The 21773-nt window shown below is 43.1% G+C and carries 16 protein-coding genes; 6 read left to right on the forward strand and 10 right to left on the reverse strand.

What is annotated here, in order from left to right; all coding sequences use genetic code 11:
- The 6 genes from ACP7AA_RS00155 to ACP7AA_RS00180 all read right to left on the reverse strand — a co-directional run.
- Window positions 1-2485: hypothetical protein (locus ACP7AA_RS00155; protein WP_426222292.1), on the reverse strand; the 2485-nt coding region annotated here is incomplete at its 3' end.
- A gap of 789 nt (window positions 2486-3274) precedes the next feature.
- Window positions 3275-5557, reverse strand: coding sequence for a transferrin-binding protein-like solute binding protein (locus ACP7AA_RS00160; protein ID WP_426222293.1), 2283 nt, complete (start codon window positions 5555-5557; stop codon window positions 3275-3277).
- 289 nt (window positions 5558-5846) lie between these two features.
- Window positions 5847-7199 (reverse strand): OmpP1/FadL family transporter, encoded by a 1353-nt coding sequence (locus tag ACP7AA_RS00165; protein WP_426222294.1) that lies wholly within the window; start codon window positions 7197-7199, stop codon window positions 5847-5849.
- A 481-nt stretch (window positions 7200-7680) separates the two neighbouring features.
- Complete coding sequence (locus tag ACP7AA_RS00170) at window positions 7681-8994, reverse strand: OmpP1/FadL family transporter (protein ID WP_426222295.1); 1314 nt, start codon at window positions 8992-8994, stop codon at window positions 7681-7683.
- A 395-nt stretch (window positions 8995-9389) separates the two neighbouring features.
- The gene (locus tag ACP7AA_RS00175; RefSeq protein WP_426222296.1) at window positions 9390-10790 is read right to left on the reverse strand and encodes a hypothetical protein; all 1401 of its coding nucleotides are present in this window, start codon (window positions 10788-10790) and stop codon (window positions 9390-9392) included.
- Window positions 10791-11022: 232 nt separating this feature from the next.
- The gene (locus ACP7AA_RS00180; RefSeq protein ID WP_227671066.1) at window positions 11023-11334 is read right to left on the reverse strand and encodes a SlyX family protein; all 312 of its coding nucleotides are present in this window, start codon (window positions 11332-11334) and stop codon (window positions 11023-11025) included.
- A 159-nt stretch (window positions 11335-11493) separates the two neighbouring features.
- Between ACP7AA_RS00180 and ACP7AA_RS00185 the strand changes: the two genes are divergently transcribed.
- From ACP7AA_RS00185 to ACP7AA_RS00210, 6 genes are all read left to right on the forward strand, one after another.
- Window positions 11494-13443 carry an ATP-binding cassette domain-containing protein gene (locus tag ACP7AA_RS00185; RefSeq protein WP_201564747.1) on the forward strand — a complete coding sequence of 650 codons (1950 nt, stop codon included), beginning with the start codon at window positions 11494-11496 and terminating at the stop codon, window positions 13441-13443.
- Window positions 13444-13992: 549 nt separating this feature from the next.
- Complete coding sequence (gene petA, locus ACP7AA_RS00190) at window positions 13993-14577, forward strand: ubiquinol-cytochrome c reductase iron-sulfur subunit (protein ID WP_201564749.1); 585 nt, start codon at window positions 13993-13995, stop codon at window positions 14575-14577.
- Window positions 14578-14599: 22 nt separating this feature from the next.
- Complete coding sequence (locus tag ACP7AA_RS00195; RefSeq protein ID WP_201564808.1) at window positions 14600-15805, forward strand: cytochrome b; 1206 nt, start codon at window positions 14600-14602, stop codon at window positions 15803-15805.
- Window positions 15805-16518, forward strand: coding sequence for a cytochrome c1 (locus tag ACP7AA_RS00200; RefSeq protein ID WP_201625718.1), 714 nt, complete (start codon window positions 15805-15807; stop codon window positions 16516-16518). Before ACP7AA_RS00195 ends, ACP7AA_RS00200 begins: the two co-directional genes overlap by 1 nt.
- A 195-nt stretch (window positions 16519-16713) precedes the next feature.
- A complete protein-coding gene (locus tag ACP7AA_RS00205; RefSeq protein ID WP_201564753.1) occupies window positions 16714-17328 on the forward strand; it encodes a glutathione S-transferase N-terminal domain-containing protein in 615 nt (204 codons plus the stop codon).
- 128 nt (window positions 17329-17456) lie between these two features.
- A complete protein-coding gene (locus tag ACP7AA_RS00210; RefSeq protein WP_426222297.1) occupies window positions 17457-17900 on the forward strand; it encodes a ClpXP protease specificity-enhancing factor in 444 nt (147 codons plus the stop codon).
- Window positions 17901-18034: 134 nt separating this feature from the next.
- On the opposite strand, the gene dcd is transcribed toward ACP7AA_RS00210, so the two are convergent.
- The 4 genes from dcd to apbC all read right to left on the reverse strand — a co-directional run bounded on the left by dcd (window position 18035) and on the right by apbC (window position 21703).
- Entirely contained in the window at window positions 18035-18610 is a 576-nt protein-coding gene (gene dcd / locus ACP7AA_RS00215; RefSeq protein WP_149489812.1) for a dCTP deaminase, read from the reverse strand.
- A 188-nt stretch (window positions 18611-18798) separates the two neighbouring features.
- Window positions 18799-19929 carry a DUF2804 domain-containing protein gene (locus tag ACP7AA_RS00220; protein ID WP_426222298.1) on the reverse strand — a complete coding sequence of 377 codons (1131 nt, stop codon included), beginning with the start codon at window positions 19927-19929 and terminating at the stop codon, window positions 18799-18801.
- 23 nt (window positions 19930-19952) lie between these two features.
- Complete coding sequence (locus ACP7AA_RS00225) at window positions 19953-20378, reverse strand: hypothetical protein (RefSeq protein WP_426222299.1); 426 nt, start codon at window positions 20376-20378, stop codon at window positions 19953-19955.
- Between the two features lie 104 nt (window positions 20379-20482).
- On the reverse strand, window positions 20483-21703 hold the full coding sequence (apbC, locus tag ACP7AA_RS00230; protein WP_426222300.1) for an iron-sulfur cluster carrier protein ApbC: 1221 nt from the start codon (window positions 21701-21703) through the stop codon (window positions 20483-20485).
- Between the last annotated feature and the right edge of the window lie 70 nt (window positions 21704-21773).

Genomic DNA, 21773 nt, shown 5'->3' on the forward strand with positions numbered 1-21773 from the left:
TCTCTGCAGCGGCTAACTTATCTTGTGCGGTGATTAACTCACCTTTGGCTTTATCCGCTTCTGCTTGCGCAGTGGCCGCTTTTTGTTTCTCAAGCTCTGCTTGCGCTTTGGCGGCTGTGGCTTGCTGATTGGCTGTGTCAGCGTTGGCATTGGCCGCAGCGATTGCGGTTGCAGCGTCAGCTTTGGCTTTTACTGCTTCCGCTTTGGCTTTATCTTCTGCAGCTTTAGCGGTGGCAGCGTCAGCTTCCGCTTTAGCCGCTTCGGCTTTAGCATCAGCCGCTTGTTGATTGGCGGCAGCTACTTTCTTGTCGGCTTCAACTTTAGCGTCACCAATGGCTTTGTCGGCAGCTACTTGCGCTGCAGTGGCTGCATTTTCTGCGGCGGTTTTGGCTAACAATGCAGCCGCTTCAGCAGCTTTTGCAGTCGCTGCGGCGGCTTCTGCTGCAGCTTGAGCGGCTTCGGCGGCAGCGGCACGTGCTAAGGCGGCGGCGAGCTGATCTTCGCCATTACCCGCATTTGCTAAGGCGTCTTCTGCTTTTTTCAGGGCCTCTTGGGCTTTAACGGCATCCGCTTGGGCTTTGTCTGCAGCAGCTTGGGCGGCGGCGGCTTGGGCTTGGGCAGTGTCTTTGTCAGCATTGGCTTTGGCGGCATCCGCTTGGGCTTTGGCAGCGGCTTTTTCTGCTGCGCTTTGCTTGTCGCTCTTCGCGCCATAGGTGCCTTGAGCCTCATTACCAGCGTAAACCCCGCCTAGGTATTGAGCGTCCCCACCAAAGAATCCACCTTCAGTGCTGTAACCGGCATTGTCAGCCGCTGCGCCTGAGAATTGGTTGCCATTGATACCAGCGGTTAGACCAATCTTACCGGCGTTAGCAAAGGTTAAGTCCCCTTTCACGTTTTTAGCAACAAAGTCGGCGGTGAATATAGATTTGCCAAACTCGATGTCATTGCCAATACCCAGCTTGCGGTAAGTGGCGTCCCCTGTGTAACCTACGGTGCCCTCTTTCGGCATGTTAGCCGCTTGGGTGGCATTACCGATGACGGCGACACCATTGACGGGTAAGGTTTTGTTCAATAGAGCAACTTCAGCAGAGCCATCAATATGACCGATGCGCATGTCATCGCCAAAGTCTTTATAGGTTGAGGTGTAGGTTAAAGGCAGTGTCTGACCAATGGCGGCAACCACGATGTCTGCTTTGCCTTTATGGGCTTTAAAGCCGTTTGAGTCTGCGACTGCTGTGTCGCCTTCACCAGAGAGGGTGATTGGGACCAGTGGTAGTAAGCCTGGTGTGCCATCTGGATTCTGAGAGGCAATATCAGCACGGGCATCAACGGCAGAGCCGTCTTCATTTACGGCAAAGTCGCGGGTGGTGGTATTAAACAACCCGAGTGAGCCGGCATTAATGTTTAATGATTGAACACCCGATTTCTTCGCTTCGGCAGCGTTCTTGATGGTGGCTGCTGCTAGGGCGTCTTTGGCTGCTTGCGCGGCTTGATTGGCAGCAGCAATTTGAGCTTCTGCTGCGGCAGTCGCTGCAGCTTGCGCTTGCTGGGCAGCGGTGATTTGGGCATTGGCGGCCTCAAGGGCGGCTTTGCGACGATCCACTTCTGCTTGTAGGGCAGCGGTGTCACCACTGCCATTTGCCAATGCGTCTGCTAGGGCTTTCTCTGCAGCGGCTAACTTATCTTGTGCGGTGATTAACTCACCTTTGGCTTTATCCGCTTCTGCTTGCGCAGTGGCCGCTTTTTGTTTCTCAAGCTCTGCTTGCGCTTTGGCGGCTGTGGCAGCTTGTTCTGCTTTTACTTTAGCATCTTTAGCAGCATTTTCTGCTGCTTGCGCCAGCTCCTTGGCTTCTTCTGCTGCCTTTTTAGCCGCTATTTCTGCTTTAAGTGACTCTTCAATTTCTTTAGCTTTGGCCTCTGCTACCGTAGCACGAATATCTGCTGCCTTTGCTCTTTCGTCGGCAGCTTTCATTTTGGCTACCGCATCGGCTGCAGCTTTTTTAGCAGTATCTACTTCTTCTTTAGATGCTTTTGCAGATGCTTCAATTTTTGCTACTGCTTCGACTCTTGCAGCTTCTGCTGCTGCTTTTGCCTGTACTGCTTCTGCTCTTGCTGCATCAATTGCTGTCTTCGATGCTTCTGCTGCTTTCTCTGATTCCTCTCCAAACTTCAATTCTGCTGCTTTAAGCGCTTCTTCTGCTGCCTTGGTTTTGGCTTCTGCTACTTTAAGCGCTTCTTCTGCTACTTTGGTTTTAGCCTCAGCCGCTTTAATAGCTTTTTCAGCCTCAGTTATATTACCAGCTCCACCTCCCGTATCAGTACCTGGCAACACAGGTGTTGGTTTCGGAGTGATAGGATCATCTCCGCCACTAGTCACACATGACGCTAGAATAATAGCACTTAAGAGAACCACACTGGCTTTGAGTGGTGTATTTAGTTTTTTTGCTGCTGTTACAGCTGAGATTGAATGACAGTTAGGCGACATTCGTCTTCCTCCATGAAGAGTTTATGATATTCCGTTACTTCGAATAAGATACAACTTTAATCCAGTTGCACGCATACATAAACAAATTCACTACAGAAAGTCAATTAATATTAATGAAATAATGTTCACTGTAATATTTAGTTACCAATTAATCCTTACAAGCGAATATAATGAGCTATATAGAGAAAATATGTATCAATATACGCACAAAAGAATATAGGATACTCTTGTATTTTCATCGTTATTCAAATTAAAATAATTACGATAATCAATGATGCATTTCCATGTATTGCGTCATTTTTTAGAGAAAGTAAGATAATCATCACTTTTTTAGAGTAAATTGAGTATTTCCTATGTTTTATAAGAATAGTTAGACTAATATAAGGAAGATAATGAAGAATCAGTAGTTATATAAATCCTTTATCAATACAATATTAGAAATATTAATTAGGAAATTTTAAAATAATAAAAAATTCCCCTCATATTAATTTATATACCTTAATACATATAGAGATGTTATTGAGATTAAAGACAGGGATTGAGTCAAATAACAATTTGAAAATTAATTATAAAAATCGAACTATGTTCAATAATATTACATATTAAATAGTAGTCTTAAATTATATTGATATAAAATATACCAATTTTTGTTTTTTATTTTTGCCATTTCTACTTACTAGTTAGTTTCTTCATCATGCTTTATACAAGTTTCGTGAATACAAGAATCTAGAAAACAAAAAAAGCGCCCTAAGGCGCTTTTTTATATTTAAGTCTTTATGGTTAATTTATTTATTGCTTTTCGGCACCAAAGGTTCCTTGGAAAGTTGTACCTTCACCTGGTTGAGCACCCTTACCGCCTTGAGCTAACGCTTCTTGGTAAACCCCGCCTAAGAATTTAGCATCCTCGCCATAGAAACCACCTGCTGTATCAATATTATTTACATTACCAGCAAACGTATTGCCGCTGATATCTGCATTGATATTAATCTTATTGTCAGTAGGCATATATTTATAATCGCCATCTGCAAATGTCAATGTTCCTTCAAGTTTGCTATTAACGAAGTCAACATCGAACTTCGAGGTTCCATTAACGACTGGACCGCCACGCTTGCCCTCTTTTAAATGTAGGTTTTCCATATAAGTAGCAACACCAGCATACGCTACCATACCATCATTAATATTGTTATCAATATTGTACTTTGCCAAGTCTTTCATGTACTGCATGTCTTTAAGGTTGGTACCGTTACCTTGTACATAGACAGTAGAGACTCGAGCCAAATCACCTAAGAACGACTGATTAGGATCACCGTATACATGACCAATCTGCATTTGTGAATCAAAGTTTTTGTAAACAGATGAATATTTTAAGTCTAACTCTACAGGACCTTGAACTTTAGTAGAATCAGTATGAAGCTTAAAGCCATTACCATAATCTGAATCACTAGCTCCACTTATATTAACAAGAACCTTCTGTTTTACAGAGTCAGGCTTGGTCATATCAGCGCGCGCTAAGAACTTATCATAACTAGTAAAATTATTACCAGCACGATTGTCTACTGGGACTTTAGAGCCGTTTACATCTTGTGTCTCAGTAAAGTCTGATTTGTCATCACGTATTTCCGCATAACCAATCGCATCATCTGTAAAGGTACCCTTTTTACTACTGAGCGTATTGCTTTGGAAGCCAGTAAATTCGCTATCTACTGGATGTTCTAGATTCACTGGAGGTTTTGGAACTTCAGGCGTTGGCGTTGGCGTTGGCGTCGGCGTTGGCGTTGGCGTTGGCGTTGGCGTCGGCGTTGGCGTCGGCGTCGGCGTCGGCGTCGGCGTTGGCGTCGGCGTTGGCGTCGGCGTTGGCGTCGGCGTTGGCGTTGGCGTTGGCGTTGGCGTTGGCGTTGGCGTTGGCGTTGGCGTTGGCGTTGGCGTTGGCGTTGGCGTTGGCGTTGGCGTCGGCGTCGGCGTCGGCGTTGGCGTCGGCGTTGGCGTTGGCGTTGGCGTTGGCGTCGGCGTTGGCGTTGGCGTCGGCGTCGGCGTTGGCGTTGGCGTTGGCGTTGGCGTTGGCGTCGGCGTCGGCGTTGGCGTTGGCGTTGGCGTTGGCGTCGGCGTTGGCGTTGGCGTTGGCGTTGTTACTTGACTGGCACCATATGTGCCTTGAGCTTTTTCGCTTTCGTAGATACCACCTAGATGTTCAGCTTTACCACCGTAAAATCCACCTTCTGTTGCATAGCCTCCATTGTCTTCGGCTTTGCCTGCAAACTTATTGCCATCAATATTTGCTGTTAAGCCGATTTTACCTGCGTTAGCAAATGTAAGATCACCTTTTACGTTTTTAGCAACAAAATCTGCAGTAAATACTGACGTACCATATTCGATGTTTTTATTTGCACCCAATTCGCGGTAGGTTGCATCACCACTATAGCCAACCTTGCCATCCATTGGTAAATTTGTTACTTGAGTTGCATTGCCTATTACTACAACACCATCAACTGGCAATTTTTGCCCTAAAAGTGTTCTTGCATCTGCCTCACCATTGATATGAGCAACACGCATTACATTATCGTAGTCTTTATATACTGAAGTATATTCTAGTGGAATATCGTTACCAGCGGCTATAATCGTTGTACTGTCATCATGTGACTTAAAGCCTTGCTTAGCATCTGCATCACCGTCTCCAGATAAGTTTACTGGTACAGTCGGTAAAAGACTGGTTGCTAAGTCCGCTCTTGCCTCTATTTTTGACTTATCTGCGCTTGCTTCAAATTCACGTGTATCAGCCTTAAACATTCCACCGACATTAATACGTTGAGCTCCTGAAATACCTGCTTCAGGTTCTGTTGGAGTCGGAGTCGGCGTTGGAGTCGGCGTTGGAGTCGGCGTTGGAGTCGGCGTTGGAGTCGGCGTTGGAGTCGGCGTTATTGTTTCAAATACATCGCCAAGATTATAAGAAGGCTCATCAGTCGTATTACAGGCGGCGAGGATCATTGATGTTAAGAGTACTACACTGGCTTTTAGCGGGGTTTTGAATTTTTTAGCTGTCGATACAGCCGTGATTGAATGACGGTTAGGTGACATTCTTCTTCCTCCATGGATGATTAATTGATATTCCTTTATCTACTACTTGTACTACTAGTGTTTAGATAAGAGCTATAGATAACCAAATTTAGTTTACAAAGTCAATTCATAACAGCTGACTGCTGTTGATAAAAAATGACGCAAACGTTCATTTGTGAGAGATTAAACATTTATATGAGTATTAACTCAGTACTCAATAAGATAGATAATAGTCATTAGTGAAGCTTATCTAACTCACTAGATAAGCTTTTTAAGAAATTTATTCAAAATAATACTATCAAATGCAATTTTACTGACTTTGGTAAGAGATTTTTACGCCCGCAATATAACCATCATTGTCTTCAGCCTTACTGACGATACTACCATTAGGTAACTGTCCAGTAGCATCCCCAAACTTAAGATACTTGCCGCCGACAGATACTGCCCACTCTGGTGTGACATTGTATTTAATGCCACCACCAATACTATAAAAACCTTCAATGGTACCAAGTGAACTCACAGGGTCTCCAGCACCAGAATCATAGCCGAGAACAACTGAACCAGCCAATTTTTCATTAAATCGCTTAGCTAAACCAACATCGACCTTCCACTGATCTTTTTCGTAGGATAATAATGGTAAACCTTCTGGTACAGCTGCCTTTGAGAATACATTATATAAAGGCGGAACAATCGAAAAATCACTCCAAGGCACCCAGCGAACATCAAGCGTTCCTAATAATTGATACTTTTCACTCAAACCTGTCTGTATATTTAAGTTTACTGATTCAGGTGTTGTAACTGTCGCCTCAGTTGTCGCATTGGCTTGAATGTCATATCCAGCACTTCCTGGAATCTGAGAAAGAACAAGGTCTTTATATTTACTATCTAAAAGCGGAACTCTCTCAGCGATATCTGTTTTATGCTCAATTTCAGAACGATAAGTTAAAGCGGCATTTAGTGCTATTTCAGGTTTGCTATAAGCAAGACCTGCGACCCAGCCGTAATCAGTATCAGCATTAACGTTAGCATCATAGCCTGTCAAAGGACCATATGCCTTACCTCGTAAATGTACGTCCGCTTTTGCTTTTTGCATCACTGGACCACCAAATACCTGAAAACCGTTAGACTTATAACCAACTAAGCCGGTCCAAGTTTCGGTATGAACACTGACCTTGGTGTTTTTATTATAATCAGGGTCTAGTATTGCAGAGTTAATAATTTCATTTTTATCACCGATTCCATTGAATTTAGGTGTGATAAGCGTTTCTTCACCTACTTTTGATACGAAATTACTATCACCTTTATACTCTACTTCCGCGCCAAATGGCTCATCATAAAAGACACCAATACTTATATTGTCATTGACGTCCGTTTTGACACCATAACGCATAAAGCTATAGGTATCATCAGTAGCATTACCAGTACTCTTACCTTTAACATATTCAGCTTCAGTATTTGTTATACCAAATTTATTGCCCGCATTGTCATGAGCAGATACCTTGGTATCGATATAAGCAAAATCAACTTCTGCATAGGTTCCAGGATTAAAAAAGCCTTTGATATCTTGACCAGAACGATCAAGACCAGCGGCTTGCGTCAATGACGCAGCCGATAAAGCAAAAAGAGCGAGGGTGAGTTTAGAGATAGGGAATTTTTGAGACACTTGATATCCTCCATGAATATAATAACTGGCAAATAGCTTGGTTATGATATGTCTTATATCAGTAACTTCAGCTGATGCTGTGCAATCCTTTGCCAAACGACTTTGAGCTAAATCTTTAGAAGTAAGAATCGATGACTCGATCTTTACATTTCTTAAACATCAGACATTACAGCTATGTAAGATAACGTAACCGACTTAAGTATCATAATTAAAGTTGAGTCTTATAGCAACTCTCTTTTTGAACTTTAAGGAAATAGGCTAAAGCCGATAGAGTCTTTACTGAAAAACAAATATAAATTGGTACGACTCAAACCTATGATATCAGTACATCTTAATCAAAAAATTATGTATTAGACATATTAGTCAGAGGAATTTTTTATATTAATTTCTAAATATATAAGTATAAAAAAAGCAAAGCAGCCATATAGGCTGCTTTGCTTTTACGAACATTAGTACCTCTAATTAGAGATAGAAAACTTAATTACTCGCCTTGGTAAGACAATTTTACGCCAACGATATATCCATCATTGTCTTGGAAATCTCCGACAATTTTACCCGTAGGCAATTGACCTTTAGCATCACCGAACCATAAGTATTTGCCGCCAGCTGATACCGCCCATTCAGGGGTAACGTTGTATTTAGCGCCTAGACCAACACTATAGTAGCCATCGATAGGACCTAATGACGTTGTTACATCACCAGCCCCGCTATCCCAACCGACTGTACCACTAACCGCTAGGGCTGGAGCAATACGCTTGGCAAGACCAAGCTCTACCTGCCATTGGTCATCTTCATATTCTACTAAATCTAAACCATTGGGGCGTGCTGCGCTTGTACTAGCTGCATTATATAAAGGGGGAGTAATTACAAAATCACTCCAAGGTACCCAACGTACTTTTGCCGTAGCTAATGTTGTAGGATTGATACCGGTTTGGAAATCAAAGTTTACTGACTTAGGAGTAGTTAATTCCATAATAGTATTCTGAGTAGATGGAAGTGTACTACCACTTAATAAAGGAGCTAGAGGATAACTCTCATATATATTCATACTATGGTCAATTTCAGACCGATAGGTCAGCGCAGCTTTTAAAGCGATTTCAGGCTTACTATAAGATACACCCGCCAACCAACCATAATCCTGATCTGGGTTAATATTTGAGGTGTAACTAGTAGCGGGACCATAAGCAAGACCGCGTAATTTCACATCAGCTTGTACACGCTGAGCAACTGGACCGCCGTAAATTTGGAAATTTTTATCTGCGCCAAGCTTCATACCAAGAATAGCCGTTAGGTTCTCACTACGAACTTCAACATTAGTACCCTGCCCTGCAGTCGTTGCTTCAGCCCCTATGACTGCATTACCTAGTGATCCGCTAGGATTTTCATCATTTGCAAACTCACCTGCTGATTGGGCAGGATTAGTATTTGCAACGAAGTTGTTATCACCTTCATATTTGGCAGCAGCGCCAAATGGCTCGTCATATAAAACACCAATACTAAAAGTGTCATTGATATCAGTTTTTACACCATAACGGAAGAAATCATAAGATTCGGCGATATCACCCGTAGCATTACCACGTACATAGCTATTATCAAGAGGATTATTATTAGAGCTATCATAACCGCTAACATCAGCGTCGATATAGGTATAGACAGCTTCGGCATAAGTGCCATCTTGTAAGAATGCAGTGATATCTTGACCTGAACGATCAAGACCTGCAGCGTTAGTCATACTGGCTACAGAAAGAGTAGCTATCGCTACAGCAAGAGTTTTTAAATGAAAAGTAGCGCGCATTGTATATCTCCAAACATCCTCGTTGTTTAATCGTTGTAATAATCAACATTTAGCATTGTTACGCAAAATATATGATTATGTAAACGATGTCCTAAAATGAATAGTAATGACTTTCTGACATTAAAACAACAATTAAAACGCTTTATTTCTTGTTAATGACTGAGCGGTACAAAACATTAAATTATTTTAATAAACAATAGTTTATTTAATATACAATCATTAATTTCTAATTAACATTGCTGCCGAACTTAAATCGGTAAAAGTAGGTTTTTATTCTTAAATTAAAAGGTATTGCTTATTGTATTCTGTTTATTATAAACATAAAAAAACGACCCATTTAAGGTCGTTTTTTTATCTATATAATATAACTTATATCAATATTAGTAATTTCCAGTTTACTTAGCTTGGTAAGACAGCTTCATACCAAGGGCAAAACCGTCATTGTCTTCAAAGTTACTAACGACAGCTTTAGTTGGAATTTGACCTTCTGCATCACCGAACCATAGGTATTTACCACCAGCAGAAATAGCCCAGTTCTCGGTTAGGTTGTATTTTGCGCCAAGACCTGCACTATAGTAACCTTCGATAGGTCCTAGAGATGTCACTGGATTACCAGCACCACTATCCCAACCAACGGTACCTGTTACTGCTAATGCTGGTGTTAAACGTTTGGCTAAACCTAACTCTACTAACCATTGATCCTTATCATAGCTCACTAAAGACAAACCTTCAGGGTACTGCGCTTTACTCACTTCGGTATAAACAGGAGGTACGATTGCAAAGTCACTCCATGGTACCCAGCGTACTTTTGCTGTCGCTAAAGTCGTTGGATTGATACCTGTTTGAAAATCAAAGTTTACAGATTTTGGAGTAGTGATATCTATCTCACCAGCTTTTTCAATGCTGGCTGCAGGATAGCTTTCAAATATTGGTAAAGTATGATCAATTTCTGAGCGATAGGTTAACGCAGCTTGTAAAGCAATTTCAGGCTTACTATAAGACACACCTGCTAGCCAGCCATAATCTTGATCTGAGCTAATATGAGCGGTATAGCCAGTCGCAGCGCTATATGCCAGTCCACGTAGTTTTACATCAGCTTGTACTTGTTGAGCAACCGGACCGCCATAAACTTGGAAATTTTTATTTTCGCCAAATTTCATGCCAAGAATTGCCGTAATATTCTCAGTACGAACTTCAACGTTGGTTCCTTCGCCTTTAGTAAACTCTTCTGCATCAGCTGCTTTTTTCGCAGTAAGAACGCCTAGATAATTTGCTCGAGCTTCCTTAAGTTGTTCATCTGTCAAGTTCTTAGGGTTGCCTGGCGCAAGTTGCGCTTGTAGCGTAGGTATTACAACATTATCAATTACTGCTTCACTATATGCTGGATTTCCAGTTACGTTTTTGATAACGGCATCACGATCGCCTTGAGCAACGAAGTTGTTGTCACCACTATAATCGGCAGCAGCACCAAAAGGCTCATCATATAAAACACCAACGCTAAAGGTATCATTGATATCAGCTTTTACGCCATAACGGAAAAAGTCATACGACTCTGCGATATCATCAATTTTCTTACCTTGCTGATAAGTATTTTTATCTGGGCCAACATAAGCATTATCATGACCACTAACATCAGCATCTAGATAAGTATAAACAGTTTCGGCATAGGTACCATCTTGCAAAAACGCGGTGATATCTTGACCTGAACGATCAAGACCTGCCGCACTAGCGATACTAGCTGCAGAAAGAGCAGCCAAAGCTACCGTTAGAGTCTTTAGATTGAAATTTGCGCCCATTGTGTATCTCCAAACATCCACATTGTTTTACCGCTACACCGAACTTTGTTAGGTAGACAGTATCTAAGGTGAAGGATACTAATGTTTTTTTTACATTAAGACAACCTAAAAACACATTATTTCTCTAATATGACTCAATAGTCATCGTAAGGTGTATTTATGCAAAAACGCACATATACGCTTATCATAAACAGCCCATCAGACGGCTTATCAGTAAGAGGTGTTTTTCTACTTAATAGTGTGGCGGTCTATCTGCCACAACATCAAACGGCGCTACACCGCCCTCTCCATCTTGGCTTTCGACTTGTTTATAGATAAACTGCACCTGTCGCTGCAAGGTTTGGATATCTCTGTCTTGACGCGTAATGACCTCATCAAGCCGTTCTACGGTAACCTCAAGGTGAGACAGGTTCATCTGTAATTCAATAACCTGTGCTTGTAAATCCGCTTGGGTATCTGACAGCTTAGCTTGACTATTGGAAGGTTTGCTATCTATCGAATTCAGTTCATTCATATTTTTCTCAATACCAGATAATGTAGTCATGACCTTTGTCAAATCTCACCCATGACCATTTAAAATAACCGTTATAAAATAGTGCTTATAAATGCATTTACGCATACTACAGTTAGGTGGCAGCATGTTATACTGCTAGCAATTTTGCAACAACCCCTACCTCACTATTATATAAGCTTAAGATATTCTATGGCATTGATACATTTAAAAGATATTCACTTAGCCTTTGGCGTCGCTCCTGTTCTTGATGGCATTGATTTTGCGATTAATGCGGGCGAGCGTGTGTGTTTGATTGGCCGCAATGGCGAAGGTAAATCCACCTTATTTAAACTGATTAACGGCTCATTGCAGCCTGATAGCGGTGAGATTATCACCAATAGCAGCATGCGTGTTGCGATGCTAGAGCAAGACGTCCCTGAAACCAGCGGTCGTATCTTGGACATCGTGATGGGCGGTAGCCGCCGTACCGCTGATTTGCTCATTAACTATAATAAGCAAGTCGATATGTGTGCCAACGGCGATATGGACGCTTGCGAGCATATGGCAACCTTGCAGCATGATATCGATGCGGTACATGGCTGGGATTTAGAGCGCGATGCAACCCGTCTGATTACGACGATGGGACTCGATCCTGAAGATGACTTGTCTTCACTTTCTGGTGGTCGTAAACGCCGCGTACTACTTGCACGTGCGCTGGTTACTAAGCCTGACGTGCTATTACTCGATGAGCCAACCAACCATTTAGACGTTGAAAGTATCGAATGGTTAGAGCGTTTTTTATTAGATTGGCAAGGTTTGACTTTATTGTTTGTGACTCACGATAGAGCATTTGTGAATAAGCTTGCTACGCGTATCGTTGAGCTTGACCGTGGTCAGTTAACAAGCTATGACGTCACCCAAGGCGCCAAAGGTTATGCCCGTTATCAAGAATTAAAAGAGCAGCAGCTACTTGCTGAAGAAAAAAATAATGCTAATTTTGATAAGAAACTTGCCCAAGAAGAAGTTTGGATTCGCCAAGGTATCAAAGCGCGTCGTACCCGTAACGAAGGTCGCGTCCGTGAGCTAAAGGCCTTGCGCGAAGAGCGTAGCGGTCGCCGTGAGCAAGTCGGTAACGTCAATATCACCATGGGTGAAGGCGAGAAAAGCGGCAAGCTGGTCTGTAAAGTTAAAAACTTGCATCTGGAATATGATGGCAACGTCTTAGTCGATAACTTTAGCACCATGATTATGCGCGGCGATAAAATTGGTATCGTGGGTCCCAACGGCGCTGGTAAAACCACGCTCATTAAAGCCCTACTCGATATGTCTGACGATGAAGTGACCAAAACAGGTACAGTTGAGCTTGGCACTAATCTGAAAATTGCCTTTTTTGATCAGCTGCGTGATCAGCTAGATTTAGAAGCCAGTGTTGCGCAAAACGTCTCAGAAGGTTCAGACTTTGTCGAAGTTGGCGGGCGCAAGACGCATATCATGAGCTATTTGCAAGACTTCTTATTTGCCCCAGAACGTGCTCGTACGCCAGTCAAAGCCCTATCAGGTGGTGAGCGTAACCGTGTATTACTTGCCAAGCAGCTATTAAAGCCTGCTAACATTCTGGTACTCGATGAGCCAACCAACGATTTGGATATGGCAACCTTAGAGCTATTAGAAGAGTCGGTTAGTAGCTTTAACGGTACTATCTTGCTGATTAGCCATGACCGCTCGTTTATGGACAACGTTGTCACTTCTACTTGGGTGTTTGATACTGATGAAGACGGCAAAGGGGTGGTCAAAGAGTATGTCGGTGGCTATCAAGAATATTTGGTACAAAAAAACCGTGAAGAAGCAGCAAAGGCTAAGAATGCTAAATCGTCTAACGATAATGCCGCCAATAGCAAATCTAGCAATAAAGCTGCGGTAGCCGCAAAGCCTAATACAGCGGCCAAAAAGCTCAACTATAACGAGCAGCGTGAACTTGATAATTTACCGAAAGAAATCGCCGCGCTTGAAGCTGAGCAAACTCAGCTAGAAGAAAAGCTGGCTGACGGCTCATGGTTTACCAAAGATATTGAAGCCGCTACTGCTGCCAGTGAGCGTTTATTGGTCATCGAAGATGAGATGATGACTAAGCTTGAGCGCTGGCATACTCTTGAAAGCTAGTATTTATAGTTAGTACAAAAAATAAAGCACTACAAGCTTAATTTGAATTATGACGCCCTTACCTTTAATGGTTATGCCTTTAATAGCTATCTTATTAATAGATATCTTATTTAAAATGCACTATTAAAGGTAGGGCGATTTATAAGTATTTCATTTTAGTAAGTAGAAATAAATAGCCAACGGCTACTTACACAGTAGTGATGTGCTGAAAGTTAGTGAACATTGTCTGAATTTCAAGTATCATTCGCTATTGCTGAATATCCTTATTAATTATAAGGTCATTATTCCTATAAGCCTTGTTGCATACAGGCATCTGTTAAACATTGATAAGTAAGGTCTTTTAGACCCATTATCTGGTTTAACGTTGTAGCGTGCCCTATCAAGGTTGCTTTATTTTTAACACAATAATTTATTTTATGACCGAAATAGCTTAGAATAGCAACAATTAGCAAAATTAGGCACAGCTAACGTGGCTTGATAATTGTAATTTTTCTAAGCCACAAACCCAGTGTGGGATAATCCCATTTCATTCACCTGGAGGAAGTTTTAATGAGCCATGCCGAAGGCGTTAACGTACAACGTCGTAGAGTTCTTATTGCCTCGACTGCCGTAATTGGTGCAGCTGGGGTAGCTGCTGTGGCAACACCTTTTGTCCGCTCTTGGACCCCAAGCGCTAAAGCTGAGGCTGCTGGTGCGGCAGTGACCCAAGATATTGGTTCTATCGAAGCAGGACAAATGATTGTCGTCAAATACCGTGGTAAACCTATCTTTGTGGTCAAGCGCACTGAAGAGATGCTGACCACGCTTGAATCAGTAAAGCCACTATTATCTGACCCCGATTCTGATGCATCTTTGCAACCTGAATACTGTAAAAATCCTGAACGCTCTATCTCGCCAGAAGTATTGGTGGTAGAAGGCGTCTGTACGCATTTAGGCTGTGCACCAAACTACCGTCCTGATGTTGGCGCAGCCGATTTAGGTGGTAATGATTGGTACGGTGGATTTTTCTGCCCATGTCATGGCTCTAAATATGATTTAGCGGGTCGTGTTTATAGTGGTGTACCTGCACCGCTTAACTTACCCGTCCCAGAGTACAACGTGGATGGTACCATCTTGACGATTGGGGAGGCTTAATATGAGCATGGGTAAAAAGTTAATGCATTGGGTGGACGCGCGTTTTCCTGCGACTGAAACCTATGAATATCATATGTCAAAGTACTATGCACCAAAGAACTTTAACTTTTGGTATTTCTTTGGCGTGTTATCAATGGTGGTACTGGTCAACCAGTTAGTCACTGGTATTTGGCTGACGATGATGTACAACCCAAGTGCCGAAGGGGCATTTGCCTCTGTTGAATACATCATGCGTGATGTTAAAGGTGGCTGGCTCATCCGTTATATGCACTCGACCGGCGCATCAGCGTTCTTCGTCGTGGTATATCTGCATATGTTCCGCGCCTTGCTATACGGTTCATACCAAAAACCACGTGAGCTTATTTGGCTCATCGGTATGGGTATTTACCTAGCATTGATGGCAGAAGGTTTCTTCGGTTACCTACTTCCTTGGGGCAACATGTCATTCTGGGGCGCACAGGTTATCTTAAACCTACCTGCTGCACTGCCTGTGATTGGTGATGGTCTTGCTGAATGGGTACGTGGTGATTATATTATCTCAGGTATCACCCTAAACCGCTTCTTTGCCTTGCATGTGGTTGCGATTCCGCTCGTGCTTGTGGGCTTAGTCTTTATGCATTTAGTGGCTCTGCATCACGTTGGTTCAAACAACCCTGATGGCATCGACATTAAGAAGCTAAAAGATAAGAATGGCGTACCATTAGACGGTATTGAATTCCATCCGTACTACACTGTGCATGATATGGTGGGTATTGTTGTCTTCTTTATCTTGTTCTTTGCAGTGGTGTTCTTCTTCCCAGAAGGCGGCGGTTTCTTCCTTGAGCCACCAAACTTTGAGACAGCGAACTCGCTAAAAACACCTGCGCATATTGCGCCAGTATGGTACTACACACCTTTCTATGCCATCTTACGTGCAGTTCCTGATAAGCTTGGTGGTGTCATTGCGATGGGTGGTGCGATTGCCGTACTGTTTTTAATTCCATGGCTCGATAGATCTCCAGTACGCTCGATACGTTATAAAGGCATCTTGTCTAAGATTGCGCTTACTATCTTTGCGATTAGCTTTGTCGTACTAGGCTACTTGGGTGCAACACCTGCAACCCCAACGGCGACTATCATGTCACGTATATTCACAGTTCTATATTTCTTGTTCTTCTTATTGATGCCGTTTTACACTGCCATTGAGAAGTGTAAACAGCCACCAGAACGCGTTACCGGAGGTCACTAATGAGCACGCTAATTAAATCCCTAGCTGGTCTAGGCTTAGGCGCGGCATTAACCTTGACTGCTGGTAGCGCACTGGCAGCAGGCGGTGGCTGCGGTACTTTCACCAATGCTGACGGTGTGGTAGAACACCTAGCTTGTAGCACAGCCCCTATTGATTTTACCAATAAAGGCTCGCTACAAAACGGCGCGAAAATCTTTATGAACTACTGCGCCGGTTGTCACTCCGCACAGTACGTTCGCCACTCGCGCATTGCTAAAGATTTAGAGATACCACCTGAGCTGGTCGAGAAGTATTTGATGGTCACCACCGATCAAATCGGTGATCATATCAATGCTGAAATTGACCCTGAAGTACAAGCATCATGGTTCGGCGCGGCTCCGCCAGATTTGTCTCTTGAGACACGTCTGCGCGGTGATGACTGGGTATATACGTACCTGTTGTCATTCTATGAAGATCCAAGCCGTCCTTGGGGCGCTAATAACTTAGTGCTTGCCAACGCTGCGATGCCTCACGTCTTGCATAATATGCAAGAAGAGCTGAGTGCCGATGAGTTTGAATCTGAGGTTGGTGACTTGGTCAACTTCATGGCGTGGATGGCTGAGCCTGTTCGTCATGACCGTCAAGTGATTGGTTTCTTTGTGATTTTATTCTTATTAGTATTACTAATTCCAGTTTACTTATTGAACAAAGAGTTCTGGAAAGACGTAAAATAATTTAAGTATTAAACACTAAGACTTCATCATAAAAAAGGCATTACTTCGGTAGTGCCTTTTTTATTCTTTGAGAAGCCGTTAAACACTAAAATATTAGCTGATAGCAAGGCTGCCCCCTACTGTTTACGTACGCTACCTTGATAAACACAGCAACATTGTTTACGATAACAGGCTTTACTAACATATTAGGCTTTCATGATTGATGCGAATGACATTCCAAGTAGTCAGCTGATTTTATACGCTGATGACGGCTACGACAGTCATGTGGTGCGTCTATTACTTGAAGAAAAAAAGCTTGCCTATTATTTATCACGTTTACACTCTGAGCGTCCTGAAGATTTGACAGAGCTCAACCCCTATCATACCCTGCCTGTCTTGCAGCAGCGGGAAATTGCGCTATATGAGATTAACGTCATCTTTGAGTATCTTGAAGAGCGCTACCATGCCAATAAGCTATTGCCTGAGACGCCGCAAGAGCGCGCGCAGTTCCGCCAATTAGCATGGCGTATTCAACGCGATTGGCTGGTACTCGGTAAACGATTATTGATGCATCCAGACAGTTTCAATAAAGCCCAAGCTGCCATGGCCAAAAAACAGCTGAGCGATTCACTCATTACTTTATCACCACTGTTTGCGCATAAGCCTTACTTTATGGCAGATGAATTTGGTTGGTGTGATGTGCTCTTAGCGCCTCTACTATGGCGATTGGAAGAAATGGGCATTGAGCTACCGCGCGCTATCAGTCGTCCTCTATTTGATTATCAAAAACGGGTTTTTGAGCGTGATAGCTTTCAAAAAAGCGTGCGCTAATTAGACAATAGCAAAGTGCTACCTTAAAATAACCAATAATTAAGCATGAACAACTTTTTTATAACGAACACTCTACCGTCAATCCTTTTTTAATTATTATTTCATATCCTCAGTATAGGAAGCCAAAGATGAGCGAAGAAACCACCTCTATTACCCCAACCCGTCCTTATATGGTGCGCGCGATATATCAATGGATAGAAGACAATGCGCTCACGCCGTATCTAATGGTGGACGCCACTGCCGACAACGTACAGATTCCAAGAGAGCATGTACAAGATGGGCGTATTGTGCTCAATATCGCCAGTCGTGCGACCGGTAATATGAATATGGGAAATGACTACATTAACTTTAGTGCGCGCTTTGGTGGGGTATCACAAGAGATTTGGGTGCCGCTTACGGCGGTAATGGGCATCTATGCCAAAGAAAATTCGCAAGGGATGTTTTTTGACCCTAATGAATATGACAATTATGAACCTGAAGAGGACGCTGTGGCGAGTAGCAGCTCTAAAACGAACGTTGCGGCCCCTAAGCCCAAACGTGATAATAAAGCCGGTTTAAAAGTTTTAAAATAATTGACCTTAAAAAAATAATCGACTTTGAAACAGCTGAATTATAAAACAATAAAAAAGCCAGTCATATTAAATATGCTGGCTTTTTTATTGTCAGTCTAAAACACTTAAATTCTTAGCGCTTAAATTCTAGACGCTTAAGTTCTAGGTAAAGTCACGCCACGTTGACCTTGGTATTTACCACCGCGGTCTTTATAACTGGTTTCGCAGACGTCATCAGCATCACTTTGGAAAAATAGCATCTGTGCCACGCCTTCGCCGGCATAAATACGTGCTGGCAAATTGGTGGTATTACTAAATTCTAACGTCACGTGCCCTTCCCACTCAGGCTCAAGCGGCGTGACGTTGACGATGATACCGCAGCGTGCATAGGTTGATTTACCGAGGCAAATGGTCAATACGTCACGTGGAATGCGGAAATATTCCATCGTACGTGCCAATGCAAACGAGTTTGGCGGAATAATACATTCGTCACCGACGATATCGATAAAGCTTTTCTCATCGAAGTTTTTAGGGTCAACGACGACCGAATGCACGTTGGTAAAAACTTTAAACTCAGGGGCACAGCGCACATCATAACCATAGCTTGAGGTGCCATAACTGACCAAACGCTCGCCTGCATCATTAAAGCGTACTTGACCTGGCTCATATGGTTCAATCATGCCATGTTCTTCGGCCATTTTACGAATCCAGCGGTCAGATTTGATAGACATTGTTCTTCCTTAGCAAAAGCAAATATTTAATAGTGGTTATGATACCGTATTTCGATAGCGACGATTATACGGAATTGGCGCCTTAATTTATAGAGCCTCAACGACTTTAAAATAAAGCATGCTATTCAATATCTAATAAATGTCTTACTGATGTCTTGCTGCTGCTACTCAAACCTACGCTCACTACACTACCATTTAGCAAAATGATCTTCTGCTAAGCCCATTACCTTATCAATTTTAATGACCTCGTCTCCTAAGCGAATCTCTCCACTATATAATCCAAGCCATTGCTCAAAGATACTGGCAAGCACACCGAAGTTATCGGTCTTTTTATAGACGGTAATTGGCGTAAAGGTTAAATCAATATCAACCTTGTTCCAGCCGAGGTTTTGATGATAAATACGCCAAGTATTTTGCGCGGGTGTGTCCAAATCTTGGCGTACAAACATCACGGACGGCAGATAAACTATCTGACCATCAAGCCAGCACGCATTTTCACTGGCGCCCGTTTCATTGACGCCCATTGATAAGTTCAAGGTAAAATGTCGACCATCTGGCAAATAGCTATTAATACAGCTCCAAAACCAATTGGTCTTGTGACGCATATAGCCAAGCGTCCAATCTAGATTGGCGTTAGTGGTATCAGTAAAGTCTATTTGCTGAGCTTTAGCATCGGGAGAATTGAGAGAATCGAGGGTATGAGCAGCATCAACGTTAAATTTTGAATTTTCTTTAATGCGTAAATGCCCAGATACAGCGGTTAATGGTTCTTTTTGGGTAAACGTCCATCCGCGCCTGCCCGTTGGCGTACAGATAGCAAGTGGCTGTGATTGCCTTGCTAAGGTTGCATTGAGTGTAAGGTTTTGACTGTCTAGCACAACGTTAATCTGCGAAGGCGTAAAATCTAAATTGACGGTTAGTTTGGCATGAGTAAATGCCATTTGACCTTGATAGCAATCACCTGTCACATGCGTCTGCCGAGTCAAAGGCTGCAAGGCTTCATCAACCTCTAACTCACCAGTCTCATCATTGTAAAGATAGACAAAGGCACTGGTTGCCAGCTTAATCGTCGCCAGTGCTAGACAGATTCGATACGGCGGCTGAATAATTTGAATAAAGCAGAATTGGTTGGCTTTAAGCGCTTTACGCCAGTTGGGCAGTGCTTTTTGCGAGATAAGATGACTGTGATAGTCCAGATAATTGATGCTCTTAACTTTCGCAAATACGCCAAAGGTAGGTTGACCGTTTTGAATAAGCTGGTCAAGTTCAACTGGTCTAAAGTGATTAGCGATAGGTTGGTTATTATCATTTTGCTTCATTTTTACGGCATCCTAGCCAAAATTCATTGCGAGACTACCTGTCCTTGGTAGCTGACTGCGGTACTTATGATTCTTCTTTTTGCCTGTCCTGATGCTGCCCAAACTGCCTCTCTAATGGCTTTAATCTCTATCGTGGTCAACCCATCTGCTAGCGTTTCGGTTACATTCGCTACTGCAAAGCCATTCAATGCAAATGCATGCTTGGGAAACTTAAGCAATAAATCAGTCATGGCTTGTACTGCTTGCGAAAAATCAGCAATCACCATTCGTCGATTACTGAAACCCGCATTAACCTGATGGCGTTTACTACTGCCATCTTTATAGTAACAAACGCCAATCAGTTGATTGTTTGAGAGCTCAATCACGTATATCGGCGGGCGCAATAATTTTAAAAACTTATACTGCTTGGGAACATTGTCTAAATAACGTTGATAAATCGATAAGCTCACAATATTCCCTTTTCTAAAAATTAAAAGCATTCAAGTTTTGCATACTTAGGCTATTTTGCTATCAATAAAAGCCATTATCACTATTAAGAGCCATTATAAAACCATTAGAAAATACGCTTATCATCAACAGGCTTGGCAAATTTACTAATATTAGCTTCGATATTTTTGGCAATACTCAGATAATACGGCGCAAACTCATCATCGGCCAACACGCTCGGCTCCCCTTTATCCACTTGTGCACGAATACCGCTGGCTAATGGCAACTGCCCTAATAGCGGCACCTGATATTGCTCAGCGATAAACTCGCCACCACCCGTACCAAAGATAGCTTCGGTATGATTACAGTTGCTACAAGTATGCAGTGCCATGTTTTCAACCACGCCAAGTACCGGAATATTGGTCTTGTTAAACATCTCGATACCCTTTTGGGCATCGAGTAATGCAATATGCTGCGGCGTCGTGACAATCACCGCACCTGTGACGGGGATACGCTGTGCGAGCGTGAGTTGAATATCGCCCGTACCTGGTGGCATATCAATCACTAGGTAATCTAATTGTGGCCAGTTGGTTTGGTTATAAAGCTGCATCAGTGCACCGGTGGCTTTTGGCCCACGCCACGCGACAGGGGTGTTATCACCGTCGAGCAAGCTACCAATCGATAGCATCGCCATACCATGCGCATCAACTGGAACAAACTGCTCGTTTTCGAGTTGCGGCTTTACATCGGCGACGCCCAGCATGGTTGGCATACTAGGACCATAGATATCAGCATCGAGGACGCCAACACGGTTGCCCAGTTTTTGTAATGCCAAAGCGATATTAACGGTGGTGGTTGATTTACCAACACCGCCTTTACCAGATGCTACGACAATAATATGACGAATACGCGGATGCGCGGCCAATGAAGCTTGCGTTGGCGCTGCCTTAGTAATTGGTGGTTCGCTGTCGCTATTAGACTGTGCGTTAGGCTTAGATTGATTTGCCATGGCATCCGTGGTCTTTGGCATTTGCTTCGGTAAGGTTGAGCCTGCACCCTTACCTGGTGCCGACAGCCGCACATTCATATGAATGGTTTTGATGCCATGCGGGTGCAGCAGTTGCCCAAGCTCTTGCTGAATGGTTTCAGGGCTACTGTCCTCTGGCAGGCGTAAGTCTAAGGTAAGCTCTTCACCGCTGCGCTCCAGTCCCAGCACCATGGTGGCTATGCTAAGCGTGCCTACTTCATAGCCGAGCAGCACCTTATCTACGGCACTGTCACGTTCTGCCCGCTGCTGCGGGGTTTCGGTTTTTGGGGTCGGTTTATTTTTTTTCATAAAGTTAAACATAGCTACCGTTACTGCCTATACAAGTGGGTGGGCATGGTAAAAAACTCAATTCATACTGTGATAAACAGGC

The sequence above is a fragment of the Psychrobacter sp. DWR1-2-3 genome, assembly GCF_049896465.1.
Classification (GTDB): Bacteria; Pseudomonadota; Gammaproteobacteria; order Pseudomonadales; family Moraxellaceae; genus Psychrobacter; species Psychrobacter maritimus.